This window comes from Leisingera coralii (assembly GCF_049056525.1).
GTDB lineage: Bacteria > Pseudomonadota > Alphaproteobacteria > Rhodobacterales > Rhodobacteraceae > Leisingera > Leisingera coralii.
Map to the genome: position 1 here is coordinate 39,069 of NZ_JBHUPT010000014.1, position 22,645 is coordinate 61,713.

A 22,645-nucleotide genomic window follows, 5' to 3' on the forward strand; every position below is an offset into this window, starting at 1 on the left:
CCGCTGGGGCCCCGATGGCCGGGAGATGTTACCCGGCCGTCAACATTCGTTAATTTTTCGCTAAATTGGACTTAATTTGTCCCAATTCCGCCCCGATTGACCCGCACCCTGCCATTGACCCCGCTTGCTGGACCCTCACCCGGCGGCGGACCACTGGTAAGGAGCAGAGCCATGAACATCGTCCGCAGCCTCGCATTCGCCTCTCTCGGGCTGATGGTTTCCGCCTGCGCATCGGTCGACATGCCCTCGCGCAACTTGCCGTTCGAACCAGCCCCCGACGCGGCAGTCAGCGTCCCCGACGGCTATGAACCGCTGCCGCAGGTTGATCCGCTGCCGGCCCTGCGGGTAAGCCGCGTCACCGTCGAGGTGCCGCGCAGTCTGACAGTGTCGGAGGCCAACAGCTATTTGCCCAAGGGCGACATCGTCTGGCGCGAGGATCCGTTTGGCGACCGCCATGCCCAGGTGCAGGCCATTGTGCAAAGCGCGATGGAAGCCGGCAGCCGCGGGCTGGAAGGCCCGATCGGCGCCAATCTGCATGTCGAGGTGCTGCGCTTCCACGCCTTGACGCAAAAAGCCCGCTATACCACCGGCGGCATCCACGCCATCACCTTCAAGATTCAGCTGACTGATCCGGTCACCGGCGCGCTGCTGCGTCCGGAAAAGACTGTCGAGGCGGACCTCAAGGCCTTTGGCGGCGCCCGCGCCCTGGAAGCAATGTCGCGCGGCCAGACCCAGAAGGTGCGCATCACCGGCCACCTGGCCAATGTGATCCGGCAGGAACTGACCAGGCCCGGCAGCTACCGGAATGCGCGCCTCGGCCTGCTGCAGGCACTGCAGTAGAACCGGCGCGCAGGAATGGAAGTTCTGCCGGGAGGGGCCAAGCGGCCCCTTTTCCTGTTCGGGGCTAAAGGATATGAGGGGGCCATGACAGCCTCCCCCGATGCGCCGCAGCGCCCCCGCGTGAAAATGAAGCCCAAGTCCAACGCCCGCGCCATCCGGCACGGGTTTCCCTGGGTTTATGCCAACGAACTGGTCACCGACCGGCGCACCCGCAAGCTGGCGCCCGGCGCCCTGGCAGTGCTGGAGGATGAGGCGCAGCGCCCGCTGGGGCTGGTCTCGGTGAACCCGGAGAGCAAGATCATCGCCCGGATCCTCGACCGCGATCCGGAGGCGGTGATCGATCAGGCCTGGTTCGCCGCCCGCCTGTCCCGCGCGCAGGAGATGCGTGAACGTCTGTATGACGCCCCCTTCTACCGGCTGGTGCATGCCGAATCCGACGGGCTGCCCGGCGTGGTGATCGACCGCTTTGGTGCGGCTTGCGTGGTCCAGCCCAACGCCGCCTGGGCCGAGGCGCATCTGGACATGCTCACCGCCGCGCTGGCGGAGGTGACCGGCGCCGAGGTGATCCTGAAAAACGCCTCCGGCCGCACCCGCGGCCTCGAAGGGCTCGACGATCAGAACCAGACCCTGCTGGGTGAGGCCCCCAGCGCGCCGGTACCGGTCCTGATGAACGGCGCCACCTACATGGCTGACCTCACTGGCGGCCAGAAAACCGGCCTGTTCTACGACCAGCGCGAAAACCACGCCTTTGCCGCGCGCCTTACCGCGCCCGGCGCCAAGGTGCTGGACGTGTTCTCCCATGTCGGCGGCTTTGGCCTGGCGATGCTGGCAGGCGGGGCAGGGCACGCCACCTGCGTCGACGGCTCCGCCGCCGCGCTGGAGCTGGCCGCGCAAGGCGCCGCAGCCAGCGGCCACCAGGACAAGTTCACCGCCCGCCAGGGCGACGCCTTTGACGTGCTGACCGCGCTTGGCGAAGAAGGCGAGAGCTTTGACGTGGTGATCTGCGACCCGCCCGCCTTTGCCCCATCGAAACAGGCGCTCGAGGCGGGCCTGAGGGCCTATGAACGCGTTGCCAAACTGGCAGCCCCCTTGGTGAAACCCGGCGGCTACCTGGGCCTCTGCTCCTGCTCGCACGCCGCAGACCTTGCCAAGTTCCGCAACGCCTCGGCCCGCGGCATCGGCAAGGCGGGCCGCAGGTCTGCGCTGATCCACACCGGCTACGCCGGCCCCGATCATCCGCAGCTGCCGCAGCTGGCCGAAAGCGGCTACCTGAAGGCCGTGTTCTTCCGGCTGGACTGAACCCGGTGAAGCTGCTCCTCGACACCTGTGTTCTGTATCCGACGGTGATGCGGGAGATGCTGCTGGGTGCGGCCGGGCTGGGCTATTTCACCCCGCTCTGGTCCGCCCGCATCCTTGGCGAATGGGAACGCGCAGCGCTGAAACTCGGCCCCGAAGGCGCGGCACAGGCCAAGGCGGAAATCGCCCTGCTCCGCGCCCGCTGGCCCAAGGCCGAGGTCGCCCCTGCCCCGGGCACAGAGGCGCGCCTCTGGCTGCCCGACAGTGCCGACACCCATGTGCTGGCCGCCGCCATTGCAGGCCATGCCGATGCCGTCGTGACAGTGAACAACAAGGACTTTCCCCGCCACACCCTAGCGGAGGAGGGGCTGGAGCGCCTCGGCCCGGATGAATTGCTCTACCGTTTCTGGCTGCAGGACAGCACGGGCATGGAAGCGCTGGGGGATGAGGTTCTGGCCGAGGCCAACCGCCTGTCGGGCGGCAGCTGGGAAATGCGTCCGCTGCTCAAGAAAGCCCGCTTGCCGCGGCTCGCCAAGGCCCTCTCTTCTTCTTTGTGAAAATACTCCGGGGAGTTTGAGGGGCCGGCCCCTCAATCCCGCCTTTGCCCCAGACTCAGCCCTTGGCCCATTTCGCTTCAAGCCGCTCCAGCGCCGCGATCCGCTCATCGGTCTTGGGATGGCTCATCAGCCAGGCAGGCGCCATGCCGGCGCGCTGCTGGGTCAGTTCCTCGAGTTTGGCAAACAGGCTTTTCTGCGGTGCCAGCCCGATCCCTGCCTTGGTCAGCAGCGCCGCGGCATACTCATCCGCCTCATACTCGTCGCCGCGCGACAGCCGTGCCGCCAGCAGCGAAGTCAGCACCCCGGCAATCCACGGGCCGATAAAGGGGATGTAGCGGCCCAGGATCAGCATCAGCGCCGTGCGCAGCGCATTCTGGCCGGAGAAATCGATCATCCGCTTGCGGGCATGCCCCAGCGCCACATGGCCCAGCTCATGGGCAATGACCGAGGCCATTTCCTCGGCGCTTACCTCGCCATTCTGGTATTTGCGGTAAAACCCGCGGGTGATGAAGATCCGCCCGTCCGGCGCCGCCAGCCCGTTGACCGGGTCGACCTCGTAGATATGCACCGGGATGCGGGCGATGTTCAGTGCCGCCGCCAGCCGGTCGGTCAGCCGCTTCAGCCGCGGGTCTGCCAGCTCGGTAGAGCGCTGGTCCAGCTCGCGGTTGGTGCGCCAGACGGAAATCCGGTACATCACAAGGCCATAGAGCACGGCCAGCAGGATTGGAATGAGACGCAGCATGCTTCAGATATGGGCCGAAACCGCGCCGCCAGCAAGAGGCAGCAGCCGGGAAGCCTTGCACCCAGCGCAGGCCGCCATGCAAAATCCTCACTCGCAGCCGCGCGCCGCATCCATTAAGGGGGCTGGACTCCAAGACACCACAGAACAACGGCTTCCGGCACATGGCACCGCTCTCACAGCTCCGCAATATCGCCGACACCGGCGAGACCCTGCACCGCAGCGGCTGCGCGCCCTACAAGATCGAGAAATACTTGCAGTTCTATGCCAGGAAGCAAGGCATCAACGTGATCGTGCAGGCCACGCCCACCTCGATCTCCTGCCAGTTCCCGGACGAGGACAACCAGTTCATCATCCGCCGCCTGGAGCCTGCCCAGATCAACCTCAGCCTGCTGGCGCGCACCATCATCCGCATCAACGCGGTGGAGGACCCGGGGATCGAGGAGCCGGGCCGCTATCCCGGCTGGCTGATCATGCTGGCCAATATCGCCATTCCGCCCGCCTTCCTGACCCTCATCGGCAGCGCGCTGACGACGATTGCGCTGTCGGCAGTGCTGGGCTTCCTGGTCTGGCTCTGCCAGCTGTTCTGCCGCGGCGACCGGGTGATCCTGGTCGAATTCCTGTCGGCGCTGGTTGCGGGGCTGGCGGTCTCGCTGGTCAGCAGCATGGGGGTGGAGGTGCCGGTCTGGGGCACCTGCATCGCCGCCATCGTGCTGTTCGTGCCGGGGCTGTCTATTGCCAACTCGCTGGAATGCCTTGCCTTTAACGATGTGATTTCCGGCTCCAGCCTGTTTGCCCAGTCGATCTTCGTGCTGATGAAACTGTTCATCGGCATCTACATCGGCGTCAGCATCGGTGCGGCGCTGTGGGGGGCAACGCCGCAGGTGGAGAACGTGAACGGCGTCTTGTGGTGGATGCCCTACCTGGCGCTGCCCGCACTGTCATTCTCGATCGGCGTGATCTTCAATGCGCGCATGGTGGACATCCTGCGGGCGCTGCCGGTCACCGTGCTGGGCATGTGGGGGCCGCTCTACCTCGGCTTTGGCGGCGGCTGGATCGTCGGCACCTGGGTCACCGCCATGTGCATCACCCTTTACGGCACCTGGCTGGCCAAGACGCTGAACCTCACCGGCGCCATCTACATCGTGCAGGGCATCCTGATCCTGGTCCCCGGCAGCCGGGTGCTGATGAGCGCGACGCAGTCGCTGTTCAATGAAACCCTGATGGCAGACGCCAGCATCGGCCTGTCGGCACTGCTGATGTTCTCGGCCATCGTGGCGGGGCAGGTGACGGCGCTGGCGCTGTATGCGCAGAAGAACCGCAACCTCGCCAGCTAGCGCCGGCATCCTCAGCCGGGGGAAGTGGCGGTCAGGCTTTGGGCTGCACAACGGAAAACAGCCCGCAGCCTGACCGCCAGCCCCTAGGGCCCCGGCCCTAGTTCACTCCCAGTTTTCCCGGGAATTCGATGTTGATCTCAAGGCTGGACAGCTCGTCGCCGCGCTCCATGCGGATGTCGATCGCCTCGTCGCCGATCTGCATGTGGCGGCGGATCACCTCCAGGATGTCGCGCTGCAACTGCGGCAGGCAATCGGGGCGGGAGCCGCCGCTGCCGCTGCGTTCATGCGCCAGCAGGATCTGCAGCCGCTCCTTGGCGGTGCGGGCAGAGGCTTTGCGGGGACGGAGGGAAAATCCGAACATGCTCAGGCCGTCCGTCCGAACAGGCGCTGCAGCAGGCCCGGACGCCGGTCCGCGGCAATCCGCATCTCGATCTGCTCGCCGATCAGCCGGCCCACCGCGTCTTCATAGGCGGTCCCGGCAGCCGAGGGCTCGTCCAGCACCACCGGCACGCCGAGGTTGGAGGCCCGCAGCACCGCCGTGCTTTCCGGGATGATGCCCAGCAGCGGCACCGCCAGGATTTCCAGCACATCCTCTACCGGCATCATTTCGCCGCTGTCGATCCGCGCCTTGTCGTGGCGGGTGATCAGCACCTGCGCCTTGACCGGCTCGGCGCCTTCCTTGCCGGCACGTTCGGTGATGCTGTTCAAGAGCCCCAGCACCCGGTCGCTGTCGCGCACCGAGGACACCTCGGGGTTGGTCACCACAATCGCCTCATCGGCAAAATACATCGCCATCTGCGCGCCGCGCTCGATGCCCGCCGGGCTGTCGCAGATGATGTAATCGAACTCCTGCCGCAGCTCCTGCAGCACCTTCTCGACACCTTCCCGGGTCAGCGCGTCCTTGTCGCGGGTCTGCGAAGTCGGCAGCACCGACAGCGTGTCCAGCCGCCGGTCGCGGATCAGCGCCTGCTTCAGCTTGGCATCGCCCTGGATCACGTTGATGAAGTCGAACACCACCCGGCGCTCGCAGCCCATGATCATGTCCAGGTTGCGAAGCCCCACGTCGAAATCGATCACCACCGTCTTGTGGCCGCGCCGGGCCAGCTCGGCGCCTACTGCCGCCGAAGTTGTGGTCTTGCCGACGCCGCCCTTGCCCGAGGTGACCACGATCACCCGGCCCAGCGGCGCTTCCAGTTTCAGGTCCTTGGTCATTGTCCTGCCTCTCTCATCCCAGGTTTCATCGCAGCCTTCATCCCAGGGCTTCCACACACAGCCGCTCGTCCTGCAGGAACACCTGCACCGGGCGGTTCAGCAATTCGGGCTCCAGATTCTCGCTTGTCCGGTAGAGCCCGGCGACCGCCAGAAGCTCGGCATCCAGGCTGTGGCAGAAGATCCGGGCGCTCTCGTCGCCCTCGGCGCCTGCCATGGCGCGGCCGCGCAGGCGCCCGTAGACGTGAATGCTGCCGCGCGCGATCAGCTCAGCGCCCGAACTCACCGGCCCGACCACCACCAGATCACCGCCCTCGGCCACCACGGTCTGGCCCGAGCGCACCGGCTGGGTGATCAGCCGGTTTTCCGGCGGCCGCAATTTCTTGGGGATTTCCCGGCGGGTACCGGGTCTTGCGCTGCCTTCAATGTTGAGCGGCGCATCCTTGCCGCTGGCAATGGTGATCAGCCCGGCGTCATCCGCCGCCGCCCGCTGCTGCGGCGAGGCATTCTGCACGCCGAACACCGCCAGGCCGCGGCTGCGCAAACTGTCCACCAGCGCCCGCAGCTCTGCGGATCGGGTCAGCCCCGGCGCCTGGGCGAGGTCCAGGATCAGCGGTGCGCCGTCAAAGAAATGCGGGCTCCAGCGCAGCTGCGCGTCCAGTGCGGCGTAAAACGCCTGGTCCAGCGGTCCGTCCTCGGGGCGCAGCGCGACGGCGGTGAAATACCGCCCGCGGATCTGGAAGGGCTTCACGGCGGCGGCGGGGGCACCGCCACGGGGTTTTATCTCTTGATGCGGCACGCTCACGCGATGCTCCTGCTCGGGGGTGCGGCCTTGATACGCCGCTTCTTTTTCTTCTGCGTAGCGGTTGGGTGCCGGACCGTTCAACCGGGGCGTGGCGGCCTCGGCGGACATGCGCCGGATGCCGGGAGTACCGGCGGATTTCCGCACGCAAACAGCCTCAGATTGTGCAGAAAGGCATTGCCGTTCCGGCGTTTGCACCAGCTAGAGCGGCAGCGGCGCCGATTGGCCCGAAGTCTCAAGGTCCCAGGTGGCGGCCCACTCCGCCCCCCGGCGTTCCAGGATCAGATAGTTCCGTTCCGCCGCATAGCGCCCGGCCTGGCCGGGGATCTTGCGGATGCGGATCGGGTGGCCGGGCAGGGGCGCATCGCCCAGCCAGGACAACACGCCCAGCACCCGCGCCCAGGCCCTGGGCGGTGCACGGTGGGAAATGCCGGAGGCCACCAGCTGATGCAGCACCTTGCCGCCATTAAGGGCCATCTCGCCCCGCGTGGCCAGATGGATCTCCCCGGACACCGCGGTCACCTGCTGACCGTCCTTGGCGGCAATATCCCGCATCATGCGCAGCATTCGCCGCCAGGAGGCGCGGTGCGCCCGGCTCTGCCACTGGTCGCGCAGGTCGTCCTCGTATTTCTGCATCCGCGGCGTCAGCACCATCAACAGCTCCAGCAGCGACAGCCGCGGCCCCAGCAAGGGCACGCTGGACAGCAGCAAGGTCCGCCCCGGTGCTGCCCGCTTGGCTTCCGCCTTCATCATCCGCCAGCCGCCCCGAGCCATCACCCGCCGCCGGCTGCGTTCTGAACGCAGGTCGGGTGCCAGCAGCCGCAGGCCGGGCGCCTCGATGCGCCAGCCCAGGTGGGTGCCGTTGGGGTCGGCGAACCGCGAAGGCAGGTCGCCGTCGCAGCAGCCGTGCTGGAACAGCAGCGCCGCCTCCCTGGCCGCCGCAAACAGCGTCTGCCCCACCGGCGAATAGGTGCTGGAGCGGCGCAAGCTGCCCCAGCCGTCGCAGACATCGTGGTCGTCCCATTGCATCAAAGAGGGGACACGGGCCGCAATCCAGGCCAGTTCTGGCGCGCTGTAAACCGCCAAGTAGCGGCGCAGGAAGCCTTCCCGCAGATGCCTGCGCAGGCTGGCCAGATCCTCCCGCGAGGGATCGCTGGGCAGTTTGTCCGGCCAGCCATCGCTCAGCCGGTGGCCCTCCGTGACCTCGTCGGCATAGACCTGATCGCCGCCGTGCAGCAGCAGCGAAAAAGGCCGCACACAGTGCTCAGCCCCCATCCGCGCCCACATGGCGTTGCGCTCTTTGCCGTCGCGGTCCAGGTCGCCATGCTCCTCGCCGTTGCAGGAGGCATAGGCAATCCGCATATCGCCGCCAAAGCCGCCGGTAACCTCGAAATGCTGGCCGTTCCACTGGTAGGCGGAGGGGCGGTCCGCAGGCAGCGAAAAGCGCGCGCGCAGGACCGATACTTTCGCGTACTCCGCCAGCGGCTCGGGCTGAAGGTCCGTGCCGTCGATGGAAACAGGCGGCACGGGTTGCCCCTTGGGCGCAATGAACAGCGCCGCAAGCTGCATCTGGCCATCGCACAGATCGTCGAGGATCAGGATGGGGCCGGTGATCGGGGTGCCGCTGCTCATACAGCCTCAGCACCTAGGTGCGCGAGTTGGCGCAATCAACCGGCACAACGCGGCCAAAGATCCCCTTTTTCGTTTTCTGCAGTGTATTTCCCGGTAGCGCCCCCGGATACCCCGGGCTCTGGGGCGGCCGGCCTTCTGTTCCGCGCAGAGAGGGGGCGCTCCCGCCCGTCCGGCCTGCATTGGAAATGCCGGCCTCCCGGTTGGGCCCGGCGCCGGACTTTCAGGTCCGGCGCGCATCCTGCTTGCCTTGGCAAGCAGGATGCCATGCCCAAGGCTGCCAAGGGGCTCTGGCGCCAGCCAGTGCGCCTGCGGGCGCGGGAGGGGCGCTTGGCCGGAGGAAACGTTTATTCGAGGGGGCAGGCCTAGCGGCTCAGCTCGCGCATGCCGCGTTCCAGACCGTCCAGCGTCATTGGCACCATGCGGTCCTCAAAGATTTCCCGGATCATGCCGATCGAATGGGTGTAGTCCCAGTATTTCTCCGGCACCGGGTTGATCCACAGGTTCGAGGTCCAGGCTTCGCGCGCGCGCTGCAGCCAGACCTGACCCGCTTCCTCATTCCAGTGCTCGTTGGCGCCGCCGGGATAGGCGATCTCATAAGGCGACATAGAGGCATCGCCCACAAAGATGCACTTGTAATCCGGCCCGTAGGTGTGCAGCACCTCATGGGTGGGGATCTTCTCGTTCCAGCGCCGCCGGTTGTCGCGCCAAACGCCCTCATACAGGCAATTGTGAAAGTAGTAGTATTCCAGATGTTTGAACTCGGCCCGCGCAGCCGAGAACAGCTCCTCCACCACCTGGATATGCGGATCCATCGAGCCGCCGACGTCCAGAAACAGCAGCACTTTCACTGCATTGTGCCGCTCCGGCCGGGTCTTCACGTCCAGATAGCCGTGCTCGGCGGTGGAACGGATGGTGCCGTCCAGATCCAGCTCCTCCTGCGCGCCCTCGCGGACCCAGCGGCGCAGGCGTTTCAGCGCCACTTTGATGTTGCGGGTGCCGAGCTCGACATCGCCGTCCAGGTTCTTGAACTCGCGCTTGTCCCAGACCTTGACCGCGCGCTGGTGGCGGCTCTTGTCCTGGCCGATGCGCACGCCTTCGGGGTTGTAACCATAGGCGCCAAAGGGTGAGGTGCCCGCGGTGCCGATCCACTTGTTGCCGCCCTGATGGCGGCCTTGCTGCTCCTTAAGCCGCTCCTTCAGCGTCTCCATCAGCTTGTCGAAGCCGCCAAGCGCTTCGATCTCGGCCTTTTCCTCCGCGCTCAGATGCTTCTCAGCCATCTTGCGCAGCCAGTCTTCGGGGATGTCGACGGCTTCCATCACCGCCTCGGCGGGGATTGCCTCCAGTCCCTCGAAGGTGGCGGCAAAGGCGCGGTCGAACTTGTCGATGTTGCGCTCATCCTTCACCATCGCCGCGCGGGCGAGGAAGTAGAAGGCCTCGATGTCATAGGTCGCCAGCCCCGCTTTCATCCCTTCAAGGAATGTCAGGTATTCGCGCAAGCTGACCGGAATGGCTGCCTTGCGCAGGTTTTCAAAGAAGGGCTGGAACATCGCGGAGCCTCAGGACTTGGTTACGCCAGCACCCGGTGCGTCAGGATGGTTGCCAGCAGGCCGAGAATACCAAAAACGATGGCATAGACAGCCCCGTATTGCAGCATGTCCAGGGTGTTGCCGCCACGTTTGCGGGCCTTCAGCGCGCCGATGAGGGCGCCCAGCAGCACGCCTGCGATTACGATCATGGTCTTTTCCGTCCGTTGTCTCTTGTTGCAGGATCAGGAGCCGGAGGGGCGCAGCGCGGCGATTTCCTCCAGCCGGGCCTCGACCACCCAATCCGGGCCAAAGCCGTACCTTGCCCATCCCAGGCTGTCCAGCCTGACCCGGCGGGCCTCGGCATTGCGGCCCTCCAGCTCCAGCGCTTCGGCCTGCAGCATCAGCAGGGTGGACAGCAGGGCGGCGTTCTCATGCGCCGCAGCGGTCGCCACCGCCGGGCCAAGCCGCGCCAGCGCCGCCGCCCCGTCGCCGGTGGCAATTTCATAGGCTGCGAGCTGCACCGACAGCTTGGCCTGGTGGATCCGGGTGCCGGGCTGGCCTTGCAGATAGGTCATCGCGGTCTGGAAATGCTGCAGCGCCAGTTCCGGCTCGCGCACATGCAGCATCCGGCCCAGCGTGTAGTGGCTCAGGGCGCGGCGGTGGTCCTGCCAGCCCCGGTCGCGGGCAATCGCCGCGGCGCGGTTGGCGGCGCGCAGCCGCTCGCGCAGCGATGTGCCGGGTCCCAGCGCCTGTTCAAAGGCGGTGATCCAGGCCCGCGGTGTTTCCGGCAGCCAGGTGGCCGCGGTGCGGGTGCCGCCCGGATTGAGCCGCGCCAGGATTGCCGGCAGCCGCGCCTCGACTTCCGCCCGGCTCATGCCGGTGCGCAGCTCGGGCGCATAGGTGGCGCGCAGGATCAGCATGTCAAAGCCGGTCAGCACCGCATGGATGTTGTCGTCGTTGAAGATCGAATCCGGCAGCCGGTACAGATCGTTCAGCGGTCCGATCGCCTGCGCCAGCTCCTCGTGCAGGCAGTCGCGCACCTCCTGCGGGCTGACATCATTGGGGATGAACACCGCCAGCCGCTCGCGGCTGCGCAGCAGCGACCAGTTGGTGCGCGGGCTGCGCCGGTTACGCCGGTATTCCGCCAGCGACGAGACGTTGGGCACCACGAAACAGGCCGCCTTGGGCAGTGCCCGGCGGATTTCGGCACGGGAGACCGATTGGATGGTAATGCTGGCACTGTCGCCGGAGACGCGGCGGATCGGAATTCCGGCCTCGTTCTGCAGCCGCGCCAGCAGCGTATTGAGGTCGCGGCTGAGACCTGGCGCAGGGTCGCCAGTCACCCGCAGGGTGATCGGGGTTTCGAACCGGGTGAACTGGGGCAGGGTGCTGCCACCCTCCAGCCGGAAATGCAGGTCGAGAAAATCGCGGGCGATGTCGGCGTTGGACCGCTGCGGCGGCTGCGGCCGCTGGCGGGTGAACACCTTGACCGGCGGCAGCGCTGCCGGAGCCGCCGCTGCCCGGGTCGGTGCCTCCACCCGCGCGGACGGGACAGCGCATGCGGCCAGTGCCAGCAGCGCGGCCCCCGCGGCAGCGCACCGCAGCAGGCGCAAGCCCTGTCGGCAGGCAGGGAGGTGTGAAACCGGGGCAGCGTCAGCAGGCAATCAGGCGTCTCCTATCAGCCCGGACCTGGACGCCCGGCTCATTTCCTTCTGATAGTGGAATGCGGCAGCAATTTGAAGCGAAACGGGCAGCCGCCGGAAAAGGGCGGCCGCCGTAAAGAGGCTACGGCACGGGCCGTTGCACTGAGACGGGCAGGGCCGGGCGCGGGGCAGCCAGGCCGCCAGGCCTCAGCGACGCCCGCGGGCCATGAAGGCGAGCCGCTCGAACAGATGCACGTCCTGCTCGTTCTTCAAAAGCGCCCCATGCAGTTTCGGCAGCGCGCTGGCGCCGTCGCGGGCGATGTCCTCGGGGCTCAGATCCTCGGCCAGCAAGAGCTTCAGCCAGTCGATCACCTCGGAGGTCGACGGCTTCTTCTTCAAGCCCTGCGTCTCGCGGATCTCGTAGAACTGGGTCAGCGCGGCGGTCAGCAGCGCCTCCTTGATGCCGGGGTGGTGCACCTCGACGATCTTTTTCATCGTCTCCGCATCCGGGAAGCGGATGTAGTGGAAGAAACAGCGGCGCAAAAAGGCGTCCGGCAGTTCCTTTTCGTTGTTGGAGGTGATGATCATGATCGGGCGGTGCTTGGCCTTGACCGTCTCGCCAGTCTCGTAGACGTGGAACTCCATCTTGTCGAGTTCCTGCAGGAGGTCGTTGGGGAACTCGATATCGGCCTTGTCGATCTCGTCGATCAGCAGGACGACTTTCTCGTCCGCGTCAAACGCTTCCCACAGCTTGCCCTTCTTGATGTAGTTCTTGACGTCATGCACGCGCTCGTCGCCCAGCTGGCTGTCGCGCAGGCGGCTGACGGCATCATATTCATACAGCCCCTGCTGGGCGCGGGTGGTGGACTTCACGTTCCACTCGATCATCCTGAGCCCCAGGGCTTCCGCCACCTGCTTGGCCAGCTCGGTCTTGCCGGTGCCCGGCTCGCCCTTGACCAGCAGCGGCCGCTCCAGTGTCACCGCCGCATTCACCGCAACCTTCAAGTCATCCGTTGCGACATATTCCTTAGTGCCCTGAAATTGCATATCTTTCCTGTTCCGGTCCAGTTTGGGGCCGCAGCGCCCAGTTCTTATCACGCTTTTAACCAAACCGCGCCACTATTGTGTAGTGACATTCCTTCCCGATAGGGATAAACGCTGCGGCAGAGGGGGAGCCAAAATGTTCAGGTGCAAATTATGACCAACATTATGGGCCAGACCGAAGGAGCCGAAATGAAGCAAGAAGTGTTTCTGCCGGACGACTACCGACCGGCCGAAGATGAGCCGTTCATGAACGAACGGCAGCTTGAGTATTTCCGACGCAAGCTATTGAATTGGAAGCAGGAACTACTGTCCGACAGCCGCGATACCATCGAAGGGCTGCAGGGCAACACCCGCAACATCCCCGATGTTGCCGACCGCGCCAGCGAAGAGACCGACCGCGCTCTGGAGCTGCGCACCCGCGACCGCCAGCGCAAGCTGGTCGCCAAGATCGACTCTGCGCTGCGCCGCATCGACGAGGGCGAGTACGGCTATTGCGAGGTGACCGGCGATCCGATTTCGCTGAAGCGCCTGGATGCGCGTCCCATCGCGACGATGAGCCTGGAAGCCCAGGAGCGCCACGAGCGCCGCGAAAAAGTCCACCGCGACGACTGACCGCTGTCTGCGGCGGACAAACCGACAATTAGATGACGCCGGGGTCTTTTGCTCCGGCGTTTTTTGTTTCATTGGGGGCGGGCGGAGAATCTGCAGGAGCCCATGGAACTCAAAGGCCTGAAAATAACCGTCATCGGCGCCGGGATCGGCGGCCTGACCGCAGCGCTGGCGCTGCGCCGCCAGGGCGCCAGCGTGACCGTGCTGGAGCAGGCCGAGGCAATCTCCGAGGTTGGCGCGGGCCTGCAGATCACCCCCAACGGTGTTGCGGTGCTGAAGGCGCTGGGGCTGGCCGATGACCTGGCCTGGTGCTCGCAGCGGGCGCGCGCGGTGGTGCTGCGCGGCCACCGCCGCGGCAACGAGGTGCTGCGGCTGGATCTCGATGAATACGCGGCCGGATTGCGTTACTACTTCGTGCACCGTTCGGATCTGGTCGGTATTCTGGCCGGTGCCGCGCGCCGCGAGGGCGTGCAGGTACGGCTGCTGCAGAAAGTGGAGCGGGTCGAGCCCGGACCGCAGCCCGTGGTGCATCTTGGCAATGGCGCCCAATGCGGCGGCGACCTGGTGATCGGCGCCGATGGTTTGCACTCGAAAACCCGTGCTGCGCTCAATGGCGCTGACACGCCATCGTTCACCGGCCAGGTGGCCTGGCGCGCCACCGTGCCCAATCACCTGAACCTGCCGCCCGAGGCGCAGCTTTTCATGGGGCCCGGGCGGCATCTGGTGGCCTACCCCTTGCGTGATGGCAGCCTGGTCAACCTGGTGGCGGTGCAGGAGCGCCGCGCCTGGGCCGAGGAAAGCTGGCATTTCAAAGATGACCCGGCCAACCTGCGTGCCGCCTTTGCCGGCTTTGGCGGCAGTGCCGCGGCCCTGCTGGAAGCGGTGGAGGAGGTGCTGCTCTGGGGGCTGTTCCGGCATCCGGTGGCGGCCCGCTGGCACGGCCGGAATACGGCGATCCTGGGCGATGCCGCGCATCCGACGCTGCCGTTCATGGCGCAGGGCGCCAATCTGGCGCTGGAGGATGCCTGGGTGCTGGCCCGCGCGTTGCAGGAGTCGCAAGGGATCAGCGCCGGCCTGGCGCTGTATCAGTCGCGCCGCCGCGAGCGGGCAGAGAAAGTGGTGCAGGCCGCCAGCCGCAATGCCTGGAAATACCACCTGCGGGCGCCGTTCAGCTGGCCGGCGCATCAGGTGCTGAAACTGGGCGGCCGATTTGCGCCGGAGAAGATGGTCAGCCAGTTCGACTGGATCTACCGCCACGACGTCACCGCCTGAGGCGGGTCGGGCGGTGTCCTCCCGCCCAGTCCGATTTCATCGGGGATGAACCCGGACCGGTTGGGCGTGGCGCCGCGCTGGCGCGCGGCGCGGACGGCGCTTACAGATCGAGCTCGACCCAGACCGGCACGTGGTCGGAGGGTTTTTCGCGGCCGCGCACATCCCTGTCGATCTGGCAGTCCAGCAGCAGGTCGGCGGCCTGCGGCGTCAGCAGGAAGTGGTCGATGCGGATGCCGTCATCGCGGTTCCAGGCCCCGGCCTGGTAATCCCAGAAGGAATAATGCCCCGGCCCCTGGTGCCGCGCACGGAACGCCTCGGTGAAGCCGAGGTTGACGATCCGCTGGAACGCGGCGCGGCTTTCCGGGCGGAACAGCGCATCCTCCACCCAGGCCTCCGGCCGCTTGGCATCCTCTGCCTGAGGAATGATGTTGTAGTCGCCTGCCATCAGGGCGGGCATCTCCTCTGCCAGCAGCGCCTCGGCCCGCGCCTTCAGCCGCTCCATCCAGGCGAGTTTATAGGCGTATTTTCCACCCGCGACCGGGCTGCCGTCCGCCTCCAGCTCCACCGGGTTGCCATTGGGCAGGTAGAGGCCGCAAATCCGGATCGCCTGCCGGCCCGCCACGGTGGCCTCGATCCAGCGCGCCTGCTCGTCGCTGTCATCGCCGGGCAGGCCACGGCGCACATCCTCCAGCGGCAGTTTCGACAGGATCGCCACCCCGTTGAAGCTTTTCTGCCCGTGGGTCTCCACGTTATAGCCGCGCTCCTCGAACACTTCGCGCGGGAACGCCTCGTCCACCGACTTGATTTCCTGCAGCAGCACCACGTCGGGCTGCGCCTCATCCAGCCAATCCGGCAGCGCCTGGGCCCGGGCCTTGATGCCATTGATGTTGAAGGTGGCGATTTTCATGGCTTGTCTCCGGCGCAGGTTGCGGCATTTGAGGCCGATCTATCGCTCAATCAGCGCCGCGGGGCAAGCCCGCCGCAGGCTCACCGAATCACCGCTGCGCGGCCGAATCGCGTGGTTTTGCGCTTATGAAAAATAACCCTAAGGTTGATTTGATCTATTTTGCAAAAATCAACGTGTGAATAAAGCGGTGTATATTTTGTGGATTAATTGAATTAAATTAAAATTCACAAAAAATAGCGAGTTGAAGTTAAAGTTGCAATTTGCAGAAAATGCAATGTGAAATTGCATTTTCTGTTTGCGCTGTGCGGTAGCCGTGCCAGCGTCAAGGAGCCTTTTGTCTCTAACGAATGGGGTTCCAACATGACTGCTCAGCGTAAAATCAAAGACTTCCGCGCAACCCGCCCGATTGCAGGTGCCAGCCTGTTCACGGGCGATGCCACTGAGATGTTCTCTTCCGGCTCTGCGCCCGAATGCACCGCGGATCTGATGGCAGGGGAGGGCGTGTCGCTGTTTTCCTCCGGATCGATGCCGCAGAAGGCCGAAAGCTGGGCAGGCGGGGAAACCGGGCTTTTCTCATCCGGATCGGCGCCCGCGGCCACTGGGGAAACCGCAATGGGCGACCTGGTGGAGATGTATTCTTCCGGCTCGGCACCGTCGGCGCAGGCGGACATTGGAGCAGGAGACTTGGTACAGCTGTTTTCCTCCGGCTCCGCACCCGCCGCACACTCAAATGTTGCATCCGGCGATCTAACGGAGATGTTCTCTTCCGGCTCCGCACCTGCCCTGCGCGGCGATGCGGCAGCGGGGGAGCTGACAGAAATGTTTTCGTCGGGTTCCGCCCCTGCCGCACAGTCTGAAACCGCGGCGGGCGACCTGACGCAGATGTTCTCCTCCGGCTCGGCACCGGCGGCCACGGCTGAAACCCGCGCGGGCGAGGGAACCCATCTGTTCTCCTCGGGCTCCGCACCTGCGGCTGAGGCGCGCACCAGCGCAGGGGATGCCACCCGGCTGTTCTCCTCGGGCAGCTGATCCTGGCGGGGCCGGCTTTCCTCCCGGCCCCTGACCCAGGGCGGCTCCGGTTTCGGGGCCGCCGCCGCGCCGCTCCCATCCGCAAGAGGTTCTCATGGCCCAGATCATCCCGTTCTTCTCTCCTGCCGCCCGCCAGTCCCGGGCTTGTGCGCAAGACGCGCTGATCGCCGGTTTCGCATTGCACCGGCGCAGCCAGGAAGACGTGTTCTGGCTCAAGGAAAATGCCGAGCTGCTGAACATTCTCGAATGCACCGGGGCAGATGTTGCCGCTGACGCCCTGCAGCCCTTGCAGCCGTTTTACGAGGGGGCGGCGCGCCACATCAGTTTCTTCCGCCAGTATTACCGCTTTATATTGTCAATCTGCCTGGACCTGGAGGATCTTGGACTGCCGGGGCAGACCGGGGCGCAGATTGCCCAATGGGTTGCCGCCCAGGGGCTGGCCCAGGCAGAGCTTTCGGACCTGCAGCGCGCCGAGGCCCGCCGCCTGCTGGCGCGGCGCGGCATCGCTATGCGGGATGAGGGGCTGGACGACCGGCTCCGCGGCTTTATCTCCCGCCCGCAAACCTTTGCCATTCCGAACAAAAAAGCCGCCTACGAGCTGACCCATATCGTCTTTTACCTGTCCGAGTACGGGCGCCGGGATCCGGACGTGCCGGAGGCCGCAATCACCAGCCTGGAGTTTGCCGGCCTGGTGGCGTTTCTCGACCAGAATGCCGACCTTCTGGCGGAGATCTGCATTGCCTTGCGCTATGCCGGGCAGCAGCCGCCGGCGGCATGGGAAGCCTGGCTCGACGGGCAGGTTTCCGCCTATTCTCTCTCTAAAGATGAATTTTGTGGACTTCATGATGCGTATCACGAGTATTTTGTGGTCAACTGGCTCATGCTGCTGTCCGGCCGCCCGGCCTACAGGCAGCCGGTCCCTGCAGGGGCTTTGCATGTGTCGGCGCAGCAGGGAGGAAGCATCTTGAGGAGCCTGTCTGAAGCCGTCTTTGGTGCCGGAACGGCGCGGGCCAGCTGGAGCGCCGTGAAAGCGCGCGCCGAGGCGATGCTGAGCGAGGAGGAGCATGGCATCCTTACCGCGGCAGAGCGCAGCTGTGCCGGATTTGCCGGATTTTTCGAAGGTTTTGCCCGGGCGGGCAGCGCGGGGGCGGCGTGATGGGCTGTTCCCGCAACCAGGCCCTGGCCGGGGCGCTTCTGGTGGTCGCCTACACCGGGCTGATTGCCTCCGCTGACGGGATCACCAAGCTGCTCGCAGGCCAGTATGCAGCGGCCCAGCTCTATGCGCTGTCCGGCGCGATGGTTGCAGGCTTCTGCCTGCTGGCGGACCGGCTGCCCGCCATGCGCGGCGGCTTCCGCACCGTATGCCCCCGGGCGATGGCCTTGCGCTCCGGGGCGACGCTGATTGCCGCCGTGTGTTTCTTCTATGCCTTCCGGCTGCTTCCCTTTGCCGAGGTGTTTGTCTTCATCGGCCTGATGCCGCTGCTGGCGGGCGCCATGTCCGGTCTGGTGCTGAAGGAGCCGGTGCGCCCGGCGGCCTGGGCAGCCCTCGGCGCTGGTTTTGCAGGGGTGCTGTTCCTGTTTCCGGGCGGGTTTGCATCTGCGTCCCTGGGCCATCTTGTGGCCTTGGGGGCGGCGGTTTCCGGCACGTTTTCCATGACTCTGGCGCGGTTTATCGGCCGGTATGAAAGCAATTCCCTGGCCCAGGTCTTTTATCCCAACCTGACCATCTGCCTGGTGATGCTCTTGCTGCTGCCCTTTGTCTGGCTGCCGATGCCGCTCACGGATGTTGCTTGGGCGGCCGCCTATGCCTTCCTCTTGTTCGGGGCGCGCTGGCTGCTGGTGGTGGCGCTGCGGCTGCTGGCCTCCTACGCTGTCACGCCGCTTATGAACCTGCAGTTCATCTGGATGGCGGTCATTGGCGCGGTGTTCTTTGGCGAGTTCCCGCCCGCCTCCACCTATGCCGGCGGTGCCATCGTGATTGCTTCGGGCCTTTACCTGGTCTGGGACCAGTTTGTCCCGGCGATGCCGCGGCTGCGCAATGCGGGACGGCTGCAAACTGATCCCTGACACCTGAAACCGGGTGCCTGTGCCCCGCAAGGGGCACCGGAATTATGCGATAATTCCGGCCCGGAAAACGCGTGTTTTCCGGACGTTCTCCGCGCCGGAGAACGCGGGTTCAAAGCCGGGATCAGATCGAGAACGAGGTGCCGCAGCCGCAATTGGAGGTGGCGTTCGGGTTCTCGATGGTGAACCGCGCGCCGATCAGCTCTTCGGTGAAATCGATCACGGCGTTCTCCAGGAACGGCAGCGAGACGGCATCGACCACCACTTTCTCGCCCTGGCCCTCCAGCACCAGATCGTCATCTTTTGCCTCGTCCAGCGCGATCTCATACTGGAAGCCGGAGCAGCCGCCGCCTTCGACCGCGACGCGCAGCGCCTGGCCTTGATCCGCGGCGCCGATCTCGGCCAGCCGGGCAAAGGCGCGGTCGGTGACTTTCGGGGGCAGGTTCATGCGGTCTCTCCAAAGCTGATGTTGCAGCGCAAGACATTATATAGAAAGGTGCAATCCAGGCAGCAAGATTTGCCAAGGAAAAGATTTGTTATGCATGCGCCTTATGCCACGATGCCGGACCGCAGCCGCGGGCGGCAGGTTCCGGAGGAGGAAAGCTCCTTCCGCTCACCCTATCAGCGCGACCGCGACCGGATCATCCACGCCAGCGCGTTCCGCAGGCTCAAGCACAAGACCCAGGTGTTTGTGGAGCATGAGGGCGACAATTACCGCACCCGCCTGACCCATTCGATCGAGGTGGGGCAGGTGGGCCGCACCATAGCGGGCGCGCTGGGGCTGAACCAGGAACTGACCGAGGCGGTGGCGCTGGCGCATGACCTGGGCCACACGCCCTTCGGCCACACCGGCGAGGACGCGCTGCACGCGCTGATGGCGCCTTATGGCGGCTTTGACCACAATGCCCAGGCGATCCGCATCGTGACCCGGCTGGAACGGCATTATGCTGAGTTCGACGGCTTGAACCTCACCTGGGAAACCCTTGAAGCGATTGCCAAACACAACGGCCCAGTCGTGGGGGAGCTGCCCTGGGCGCTGGCCGAATGCAACGCCGCGGTAGATCTTGAACTGCACACCCACGCCAGCGCCGAGGCGCAGGTGGCAGCGCTGTCGGATGACATCGCCTACAACAACCACGATCTGCACGACGCGCTGCGCGCCGGGCTGTTCAGCGACGACGATCTGGCCCGGCTGCCTCTGCTGGACAAGGCATACGGTGAGGTGGACCGGCTCTACCCTGGCCTTGACCCCAACCGCCGCCGCCACGAGGCGCTGCGCCGCTTCTTCGGGGTGATGGTGGGCGACGTGATCGACACCGCCCGCACGCTGCTGGCGGACTCCGGCGTGCAAAGCGTCGAGGAGGTCCGCGCCCTGGGGCAGCCGGTGGTGAAATTCTCCGATCCCTTGTGGCGCGACCTGAAGGAAATCCGTGCCTTCCTGTTCACCCGCATGTACCGGGCGCCCTCGGTGATGGAGAAGCGCGCCAAGGTCGCCAAGGTGGTGGAGGCGCTGTTTCCCTATTTCCTGGACAACCCGCTGGAGATGCCGGAGCGCTGGCACGCCGACATCGCCGCAGCCGCGGACCGCACCGCGCTGGCCCGTATCGTGTCGGACTATATTGCCGGCATGACCGACCGCTTTGCCTTGCAGCAGCATGAGCGGCTGATCGGGGTGAAGGTCGAAGTCTGAGCTCAGGCCCGCGAAGCAAGACGGGGAAACAGGTCCGGAGGCGCCTTGCCTGCCTACCGGGTCCGGCCACCGGATTCGGGAATTGGCTGTAAGCCGTGCTATCATCTGGCCCTATGACCCCGCGGCGCATCGGCGGTATCCGCGGGAGAGGCAGCAAGGGGAAAGCCATGGCACGCTGGACCGTCACATTCACAGACAAACCGGAGATGGACCGGGTGCGCGGCGACAGGAAACGGCGCGACGCCCATATCGCCTTTGTGCGCGCCCATCCGGAGCTGCAGATCGGCGGCGCGCTGGCGATGCGGCCGATGCAGGATTTTCCCGGCGCAATCTGGAATGTGGAGGCCGAAACCCGCCAGGACGTGGAGCGGCTGATCCTGCAGGACCCCTATTACGTCGCCTCCCTGCGCCGTTACACGATCACCCAATGGGGCACCGCCTCCGCCATCCAGGGAATGCTCTCCTAACCGCCGGGCAGGCGCTGCGCCGCGGCAGCGGCGCATTTTTCCGGCGCGGAAAAATGGCCGGAAAATTCGAATTTTCCGGCGCGCTCCGCCTGAGGCCCCGGGCTGCCCCTGCAATCCTGTTGACCCTGCCTGCGGGCCTCGGTATCCGCAGTCCTGAACATATGGGACGCCAGATATGAACCTCTTTACCGATATCCGCTCGCTTGTGATTGACAGCCTGACCGCCATGACCGGCGAAGGCGTGCTGCCCGAGGGGCTCGATTTTGCCAATGTCGCGGTGGAACCTCCGCGCGATGCCGCCCATGGCGATGTGGCGACCAATGCGGCGATGGTGCTGGCCAAGCCCGCCAGGATGAAGCCGCGCGACATCGCCGAGGCGCTGGCCGCGAAACTGGCCGCGGACGAGCGCATCACTTCGGCCGAAGTTGCAGGCCCCGGCTTCCTCAACCTGCGGCTGGCGCCGGGCATCTGGCAGGGTGTGCTGAAATCCGTCCTGGACGCAGGCACGGATTACGGCCGCTCGGACATGGGCGCGAGCAAGCGCGTGAATGTCGAATATGTCTCTGCCAACCCGACCGGACCGCTGCACGTGGGCCATACCCGCGGCGCGGTGTTCGGCGACGCCCTGGCGGCTCTGCTGGCCTATGCCGGTTATGACGTCACGCGCGAGTACTACATCAACGACGGCGGCGGCCAGGTCGATGTGCTGGCGCGCTCGGTCTACCTGCGCTACCTGGAAGCGCACGGCCAGGAAATCGCCTTTGCCGACGGCACCTATCCCGGCGACTATCTGGTGCCCGTGGGGCAGGCGCTCAAGGACAAGGTGGGCGATGCTTACCTGGATCAGCCGGAGGACGTCTGGCTGGCCGACGTGCGCGAGTTCTCCACCGATGCGATGATGGAGCTGATCCGCGAGGACCTGGCCCAGCTCGGCATCGAAATGGATGTGTTCTATTCCGAAAAATCCCTCTACGGCACCGGCAAGATCGAGGCGGCGCTGAAGGCGCTGGAGGCCAAGGGCCTGATCTACCAGGGCGTTCTGGAGCCGCCGAAGGGCAAGAAGCCCGACGACTGGGAGCCGCGCGAGCAGACCCTGTTCAAATCCACCGACCACGGCGACGACGTCGACCGGGCGGTGAAGAAATCCGACGGCTCCTGGACCTATTTCGCGCCGGACATCGCCTATCACTACGACAAGGTGGAGCGCGGCTTTGACGAGCTGATCGACATTTTCGGCGCCGACCATGGCGGTTATGTCAAGCGGATGAAGGCCGCCGTTTCGGCACTGTCCGACGGCCAAGTGCCGCTGGATATCAAGCTGTGCCAGCTGGTGAAGCTGTTCAAGGACGGCCAGGAATTCAAGATGTCCAAGCGGGCAGGGACCTTTGTGACCCTGCGCGATGTGGTCGATGCGGTGGGCGCGGATGTCACCCGCTTCATGCTGCTGACCCGCAAGAACGATCAGGGCTTCGACTTCGACCTCGACAAGGCGCTGGAGCAGTCCAAGGACAACCCGGTCTTTTATGTGCAATACGCCAATGCGCGGATCTGCTCGACCCTGCGCAAGGCGGGTGAGCAGGGCATTGCCGCGGATGATGCCACACTGAACGCTGCCGACCTCAGCCTGATTGCCGATCCGGCACAGCTGGCGGTGGCCAAGAAGCTGGCCGAGTGGCCGCGCCAGGTGGAAATCGCCGCCCGCACCCATGAGCCGCACCGGGTGGCCTTCTATCTCTATGATCTCGCGTCGGAGCTGCACGGGCTCTACCACCTCGGCAAATCGCAAGAAGGTTTACGGTTTGTTAACGAGAGCAGCCAATCGGCAACACATGCGAATTTGGCCCTGGCCAAGGCCGTTTCCGTTGTCATTTCAGCTGGTCTTGGTATTCTTGGCGTGAAACCGGCAGAAGAGATGCGATAACCAAAAGGGGCGAGGGCCCCCTGCGGTGAAAATTGCACATCCGCCGGAATGAGGCAGTTCA

General features: G+C 65.5%; 23 protein-coding genes. 12 read left to right on the plus strand and 11 right to left on the minus strand.

Translation table 11 applies throughout. From position 1 onward, the window contains the following. The first annotated feature begins 171 nt into the window (after nucleotides 1-171). From ACFMBG_RS04970 to ACFMBG_RS04980, 3 genes are all read left to right on the plus strand, one after another. The gene (locus ACFMBG_RS04970) at nucleotides 172-840 is read left to right on the plus strand and encodes a DUF6778 family protein (protein ID WP_421053616.1); all 669 of its coding nucleotides are present in this window, start codon (nucleotides 172-174) and stop codon (nucleotides 838-840) included. An 84-nt stretch (nucleotides 841-924) separates the two neighbouring features. Beyond that, nucleotides 925-2,139: an RSP_2647 family RNA methyltransferase gene (locus tag ACFMBG_RS04975; protein ID WP_421053617.1), complete on the plus strand. Its 1,215-nt coding sequence runs from the start codon at nucleotides 925-927 to the stop codon at nucleotides 2,137-2,139. A 5-nt stretch (nucleotides 2,140-2,144) separates the two neighbouring features. Continuing rightward, nucleotides 2,145-2,693, plus strand: coding sequence for an RSP_2648 family PIN domain-containing protein (locus tag ACFMBG_RS04980; RefSeq protein WP_421053618.1), 549 nt, complete (start codon nucleotides 2,145-2,147; stop codon nucleotides 2,691-2,693). Nucleotides 2,694-2,748: 55 nt separating this feature from the next. On the opposite strand, the gene ACFMBG_RS04985 is transcribed toward ACFMBG_RS04980, so the two are convergent. Next, nucleotides 2,749-3,435 (minus strand): M48 family metallopeptidase, encoded by a 687-nt coding sequence (locus ACFMBG_RS04985; protein ID WP_421053619.1) that lies wholly within the window; start codon nucleotides 3,433-3,435, stop codon nucleotides 2,749-2,751. A gap of 161 nt (nucleotides 3,436-3,596) precedes the next feature. On the opposite strand from ACFMBG_RS04985, the gene ACFMBG_RS04990 reads away from it, so the two are divergent. Further along, nucleotides 3,597-4,769 carry a threonine/serine exporter family protein gene (locus tag ACFMBG_RS04990; RefSeq protein WP_421053620.1) on the plus strand — a complete coding sequence of 391 codons (1,173 nt, stop codon included), beginning with the start codon at nucleotides 3,597-3,599 and terminating at the stop codon, nucleotides 4,767-4,769. A gap of 97 nt (nucleotides 4,770-4,866) precedes the next feature. Here ACFMBG_RS04990 and minE read toward each other — a convergent pair whose 3' ends face one another. From minE to ACFMBG_RS05030, 8 genes are all read right to left on the minus strand, one after another. Continuing rightward, complete coding sequence (gene minE, locus ACFMBG_RS04995; protein ID WP_421053621.1) at nucleotides 4,867-5,130, minus strand: cell division topological specificity factor MinE; 264 nt, start codon at nucleotides 5,128-5,130, stop codon at nucleotides 4,867-4,869. Between the two features lie 2 nt (nucleotides 5,131-5,132). Beyond that, nucleotides 5,133-5,981, minus strand: a complete 849-nt coding sequence (gene minD / locus ACFMBG_RS05000) for a septum site-determining protein MinD (RefSeq protein WP_476703263.1) — start codon at nucleotides 5,979-5,981, stop codon at nucleotides 5,133-5,135. 37 nt (nucleotides 5,982-6,018) lie between these two features. Next, nucleotides 6,019-6,783 carry a septum site-determining protein MinC gene (gene minC / locus ACFMBG_RS05005; protein ID WP_421053622.1) on the minus strand — a complete coding sequence of 255 codons (765 nt, stop codon included), beginning with the start codon at nucleotides 6,781-6,783 and terminating at the stop codon, nucleotides 6,019-6,021. A 198-nt stretch (nucleotides 6,784-6,981) separates the two neighbouring features. Further along, nucleotides 6,982-8,412 (minus strand): alkaline phosphatase D family protein, encoded by a 1,431-nt coding sequence (locus ACFMBG_RS05010; protein ID WP_421053623.1) that lies wholly within the window; start codon nucleotides 8,410-8,412, stop codon nucleotides 6,982-6,984. A 362-nt stretch (nucleotides 8,413-8,774) separates the two neighbouring features. Then, nucleotides 8,775-9,959 carry a vWA domain-containing protein gene (locus ACFMBG_RS05015; RefSeq protein ID WP_421053624.1) on the minus strand — a complete coding sequence of 395 codons (1,185 nt, stop codon included), beginning with the start codon at nucleotides 9,957-9,959 and terminating at the stop codon, nucleotides 8,775-8,777. A 20-nt stretch (nucleotides 9,960-9,979) separates the two neighbouring features. Then, complete coding sequence (locus ACFMBG_RS05020) at nucleotides 9,980-10,147, minus strand: hypothetical protein (RefSeq protein WP_421053625.1); 168 nt, start codon at nucleotides 10,145-10,147, stop codon at nucleotides 9,980-9,982. Nucleotides 10,148-10,180: 33 nt separating this feature from the next. Then, complete coding sequence (locus tag ACFMBG_RS05025; RefSeq protein WP_421053626.1) at nucleotides 10,181-11,551, minus strand: DUF2927 domain-containing protein; 1,371 nt, start codon at nucleotides 11,549-11,551, stop codon at nucleotides 10,181-10,183. A gap of 237 nt (nucleotides 11,552-11,788) precedes the next feature. Then, nucleotides 11,789-12,628, minus strand: a complete 840-nt coding sequence (locus ACFMBG_RS05030; protein ID WP_421053627.1) for an AAA family ATPase — start codon at nucleotides 12,626-12,628, stop codon at nucleotides 11,789-11,791. A 186-nt stretch (nucleotides 12,629-12,814) separates the two neighbouring features. Between ACFMBG_RS05030 and dksA the strand changes: the two genes are divergently transcribed. Further along, nucleotides 12,815-13,237 carry an RNA polymerase-binding protein DksA gene (dksA, locus tag ACFMBG_RS05035; RefSeq protein WP_421053780.1) on the plus strand — a complete coding sequence of 141 codons (423 nt, stop codon included), beginning with the start codon at nucleotides 12,815-12,817 and terminating at the stop codon, nucleotides 13,235-13,237. A gap of 102 nt (nucleotides 13,238-13,339) precedes the next feature. Further along, nucleotides 13,340-14,506, plus strand: coding sequence for an FAD-dependent monooxygenase (locus tag ACFMBG_RS05040; protein ID WP_421053628.1), 1,167 nt, complete (start codon nucleotides 13,340-13,342; stop codon nucleotides 14,504-14,506). Between the two features lie 100 nt (nucleotides 14,507-14,606). Here the strand turns inward: ACFMBG_RS05040 and xth are convergent, their stop codons facing one another. After that, a complete protein-coding gene (gene xth / locus ACFMBG_RS05045) occupies nucleotides 14,607-15,413 on the minus strand; it encodes an exodeoxyribonuclease III (protein WP_421053629.1) in 807 nt (268 codons plus the stop codon). A gap of 360 nt (nucleotides 15,414-15,773) precedes the next feature. Here xth and ACFMBG_RS05050 point away from each other — a divergent pair, with 360 nt between their 5' ends. The 3 genes from ACFMBG_RS05050 (at nucleotide 15,774) to ACFMBG_RS05060 (ending at nucleotide 18,509) form a co-directional block, all read left to right on the plus strand. Continuing rightward, on the plus strand, nucleotides 15,774-16,442 hold the full coding sequence (locus ACFMBG_RS05050) for a hypothetical protein (RefSeq protein WP_421053630.1): 669 nt from the start codon (nucleotides 15,774-15,776) through the stop codon (nucleotides 16,440-16,442). Nucleotides 16,443-16,536: 94 nt separating this feature from the next. Then, nucleotides 16,537-17,598, plus strand: a complete 1,062-nt coding sequence (locus ACFMBG_RS05055; RefSeq protein ID WP_421053631.1) for a DUF6902 family protein — start codon at nucleotides 16,537-16,539, stop codon at nucleotides 17,596-17,598. Then, nucleotides 17,598-18,509: a DMT family transporter gene (locus ACFMBG_RS05060; protein WP_421053632.1), complete on the plus strand. Its 912-nt coding sequence runs from the start codon at nucleotides 17,598-17,600 to the stop codon at nucleotides 18,507-18,509. Before ACFMBG_RS05055 ends, ACFMBG_RS05060 begins: the two co-directional genes overlap by 1 nt. Nucleotides 18,510-18,630: 121 nt before the next feature. Here the strand turns inward: ACFMBG_RS05060 and ACFMBG_RS05065 are convergent, their stop codons facing one another. After that, nucleotides 18,631-18,954: a HesB/IscA family protein gene (locus ACFMBG_RS05065; protein WP_421053633.1), complete on the minus strand. Its 324-nt coding sequence runs from the start codon at nucleotides 18,952-18,954 to the stop codon at nucleotides 18,631-18,633. A 90-nt stretch (nucleotides 18,955-19,044) separates the two neighbouring features. Between ACFMBG_RS05065 and ACFMBG_RS05070 the strand changes: the two genes are divergently transcribed. From ACFMBG_RS05070 to argS, 3 genes are all read left to right on the plus strand, one after another. Next, complete coding sequence (locus ACFMBG_RS05070) at nucleotides 19,045-20,196, plus strand: deoxyguanosinetriphosphate triphosphohydrolase (protein ID WP_421053634.1); 1,152 nt, start codon at nucleotides 19,045-19,047, stop codon at nucleotides 20,194-20,196. Between the two features lie 167 nt (nucleotides 20,197-20,363). Further along, nucleotides 20,364-20,663: a YciI family protein gene (locus ACFMBG_RS05075; protein WP_421053635.1), complete on the plus strand. Its 300-nt coding sequence runs from the start codon at nucleotides 20,364-20,366 to the stop codon at nucleotides 20,661-20,663. Nucleotides 20,664-20,838: 175 nt separating this feature from the next. Then, complete coding sequence (argS, locus tag ACFMBG_RS05080) at nucleotides 20,839-22,584, plus strand: arginine--tRNA ligase (RefSeq protein ID WP_421053636.1); 1,746 nt, start codon at nucleotides 20,839-20,841, stop codon at nucleotides 22,582-22,584. Nucleotides 22,585-22,645 lie beyond the last annotated feature (61 nt).

Excerpts from the sequence above, each read along its gene's own strand:
- argS (WP_421053636.1), top strand. The coding sequence starts at position 20,839 with ATGAACCTCTTTACCGATATCCGCTCGCTTGTGATTGACAGCCTGACC.
- ACFMBG_RS05030 (WP_421053627.1), bottom strand. The coding sequence starts at position 12,628 with ATGCAATTTCAGGGCACTAAGGAATATGTCGCAACGGATGACTTGAAG.
- ACFMBG_RS05040 (WP_421053628.1), top strand. The coding sequence starts at position 13,340 with ATGGAACTCAAAGGCCTGAAAATAACCGTCATCGGCGCCGGGATCGGC.
- dksA (WP_421053780.1), top strand. The coding sequence starts at position 12,815 with ATGAAGCAAGAAGTGTTTCTGCCGGACGACTACCGACCGGCCGAAGAT.
- ACFMBG_RS04975 (WP_421053617.1), top strand. The coding sequence starts at position 925 with ATGACAGCCTCCCCCGATGCGCCGCAGCGCCCCCGCGTGAAAATGAAG.
- minD (WP_476703263.1), bottom strand. The coding sequence starts at position 5,981 with ATGACCAAGGACCTGAAACTGGAAGCGCCGCTGGGCCGGGTGATCGTG.
- ACFMBG_RS04970 (WP_421053616.1), top strand. The coding sequence starts at position 172 with ATGAACATCGTCCGCAGCCTCGCATTCGCCTCTCTCGGGCTGATGGTT.
- ACFMBG_RS05015 (WP_421053624.1), bottom strand. The coding sequence starts at position 9,959 with ATGTTCCAGCCCTTCTTTGAAAACCTGCGCAAGGCAGCCATTCCGGTC.
- ACFMBG_RS05050 (WP_421053630.1), top strand. The coding sequence starts at position 15,774 with ATGACTGCTCAGCGTAAAATCAAAGACTTCCGCGCAACCCGCCCGATT.
- ACFMBG_RS04990 (WP_421053620.1), top strand. The coding sequence starts at position 3,597 with ATGGCACCGCTCTCACAGCTCCGCAATATCGCCGACACCGGCGAGACC.
- xth (WP_421053629.1), bottom strand. The coding sequence starts at position 15,413 with ATGAAAATCGCCACCTTCAACATCAATGGCATCAAGGCCCGGGCCCAG.
- ACFMBG_RS05055 (WP_421053631.1), top strand. The coding sequence starts at position 16,537 with ATGGCCCAGATCATCCCGTTCTTCTCTCCTGCCGCCCGCCAGTCCCGG.
- ACFMBG_RS05060 (WP_421053632.1), top strand. The coding sequence starts at position 17,598 with ATGGGCTGTTCCCGCAACCAGGCCCTGGCCGGGGCGCTTCTGGTGGTC.
- ACFMBG_RS05065 (WP_421053633.1), bottom strand. The coding sequence starts at position 18,954 with ATGAACCTGCCCCCGAAAGTCACCGACCGCGCCTTTGCCCGGCTGGCC.
- ACFMBG_RS05070 (WP_421053634.1), top strand. The coding sequence starts at position 19,045 with ATGCATGCGCCTTATGCCACGATGCCGGACCGCAGCCGCGGGCGGCAG.
- ACFMBG_RS05010 (WP_421053623.1), bottom strand. The coding sequence starts at position 8,412 with ATGAGCAGCGGCACCCCGATCACCGGCCCCATCCTGATCCTCGACGAT.
- ACFMBG_RS05020 (WP_421053625.1), bottom strand. The coding sequence starts at position 10,147 with ATGATCGTAATCGCAGGCGTGCTGCTGGGCGCCCTCATCGGCGCGCTG.
- ACFMBG_RS05075 (WP_421053635.1), top strand. The coding sequence starts at position 20,364 with ATGGCACGCTGGACCGTCACATTCACAGACAAACCGGAGATGGACCGG.
- minE (WP_421053621.1), bottom strand. The coding sequence starts at position 5,130 with ATGTTCGGATTTTCCCTCCGTCCCCGCAAAGCCTCTGCCCGCACCGCC.
- ACFMBG_RS04985 (WP_421053619.1), bottom strand. The coding sequence starts at position 3,435 with ATGCTGCGTCTCATTCCAATCCTGCTGGCCGTGCTCTATGGCCTTGTG.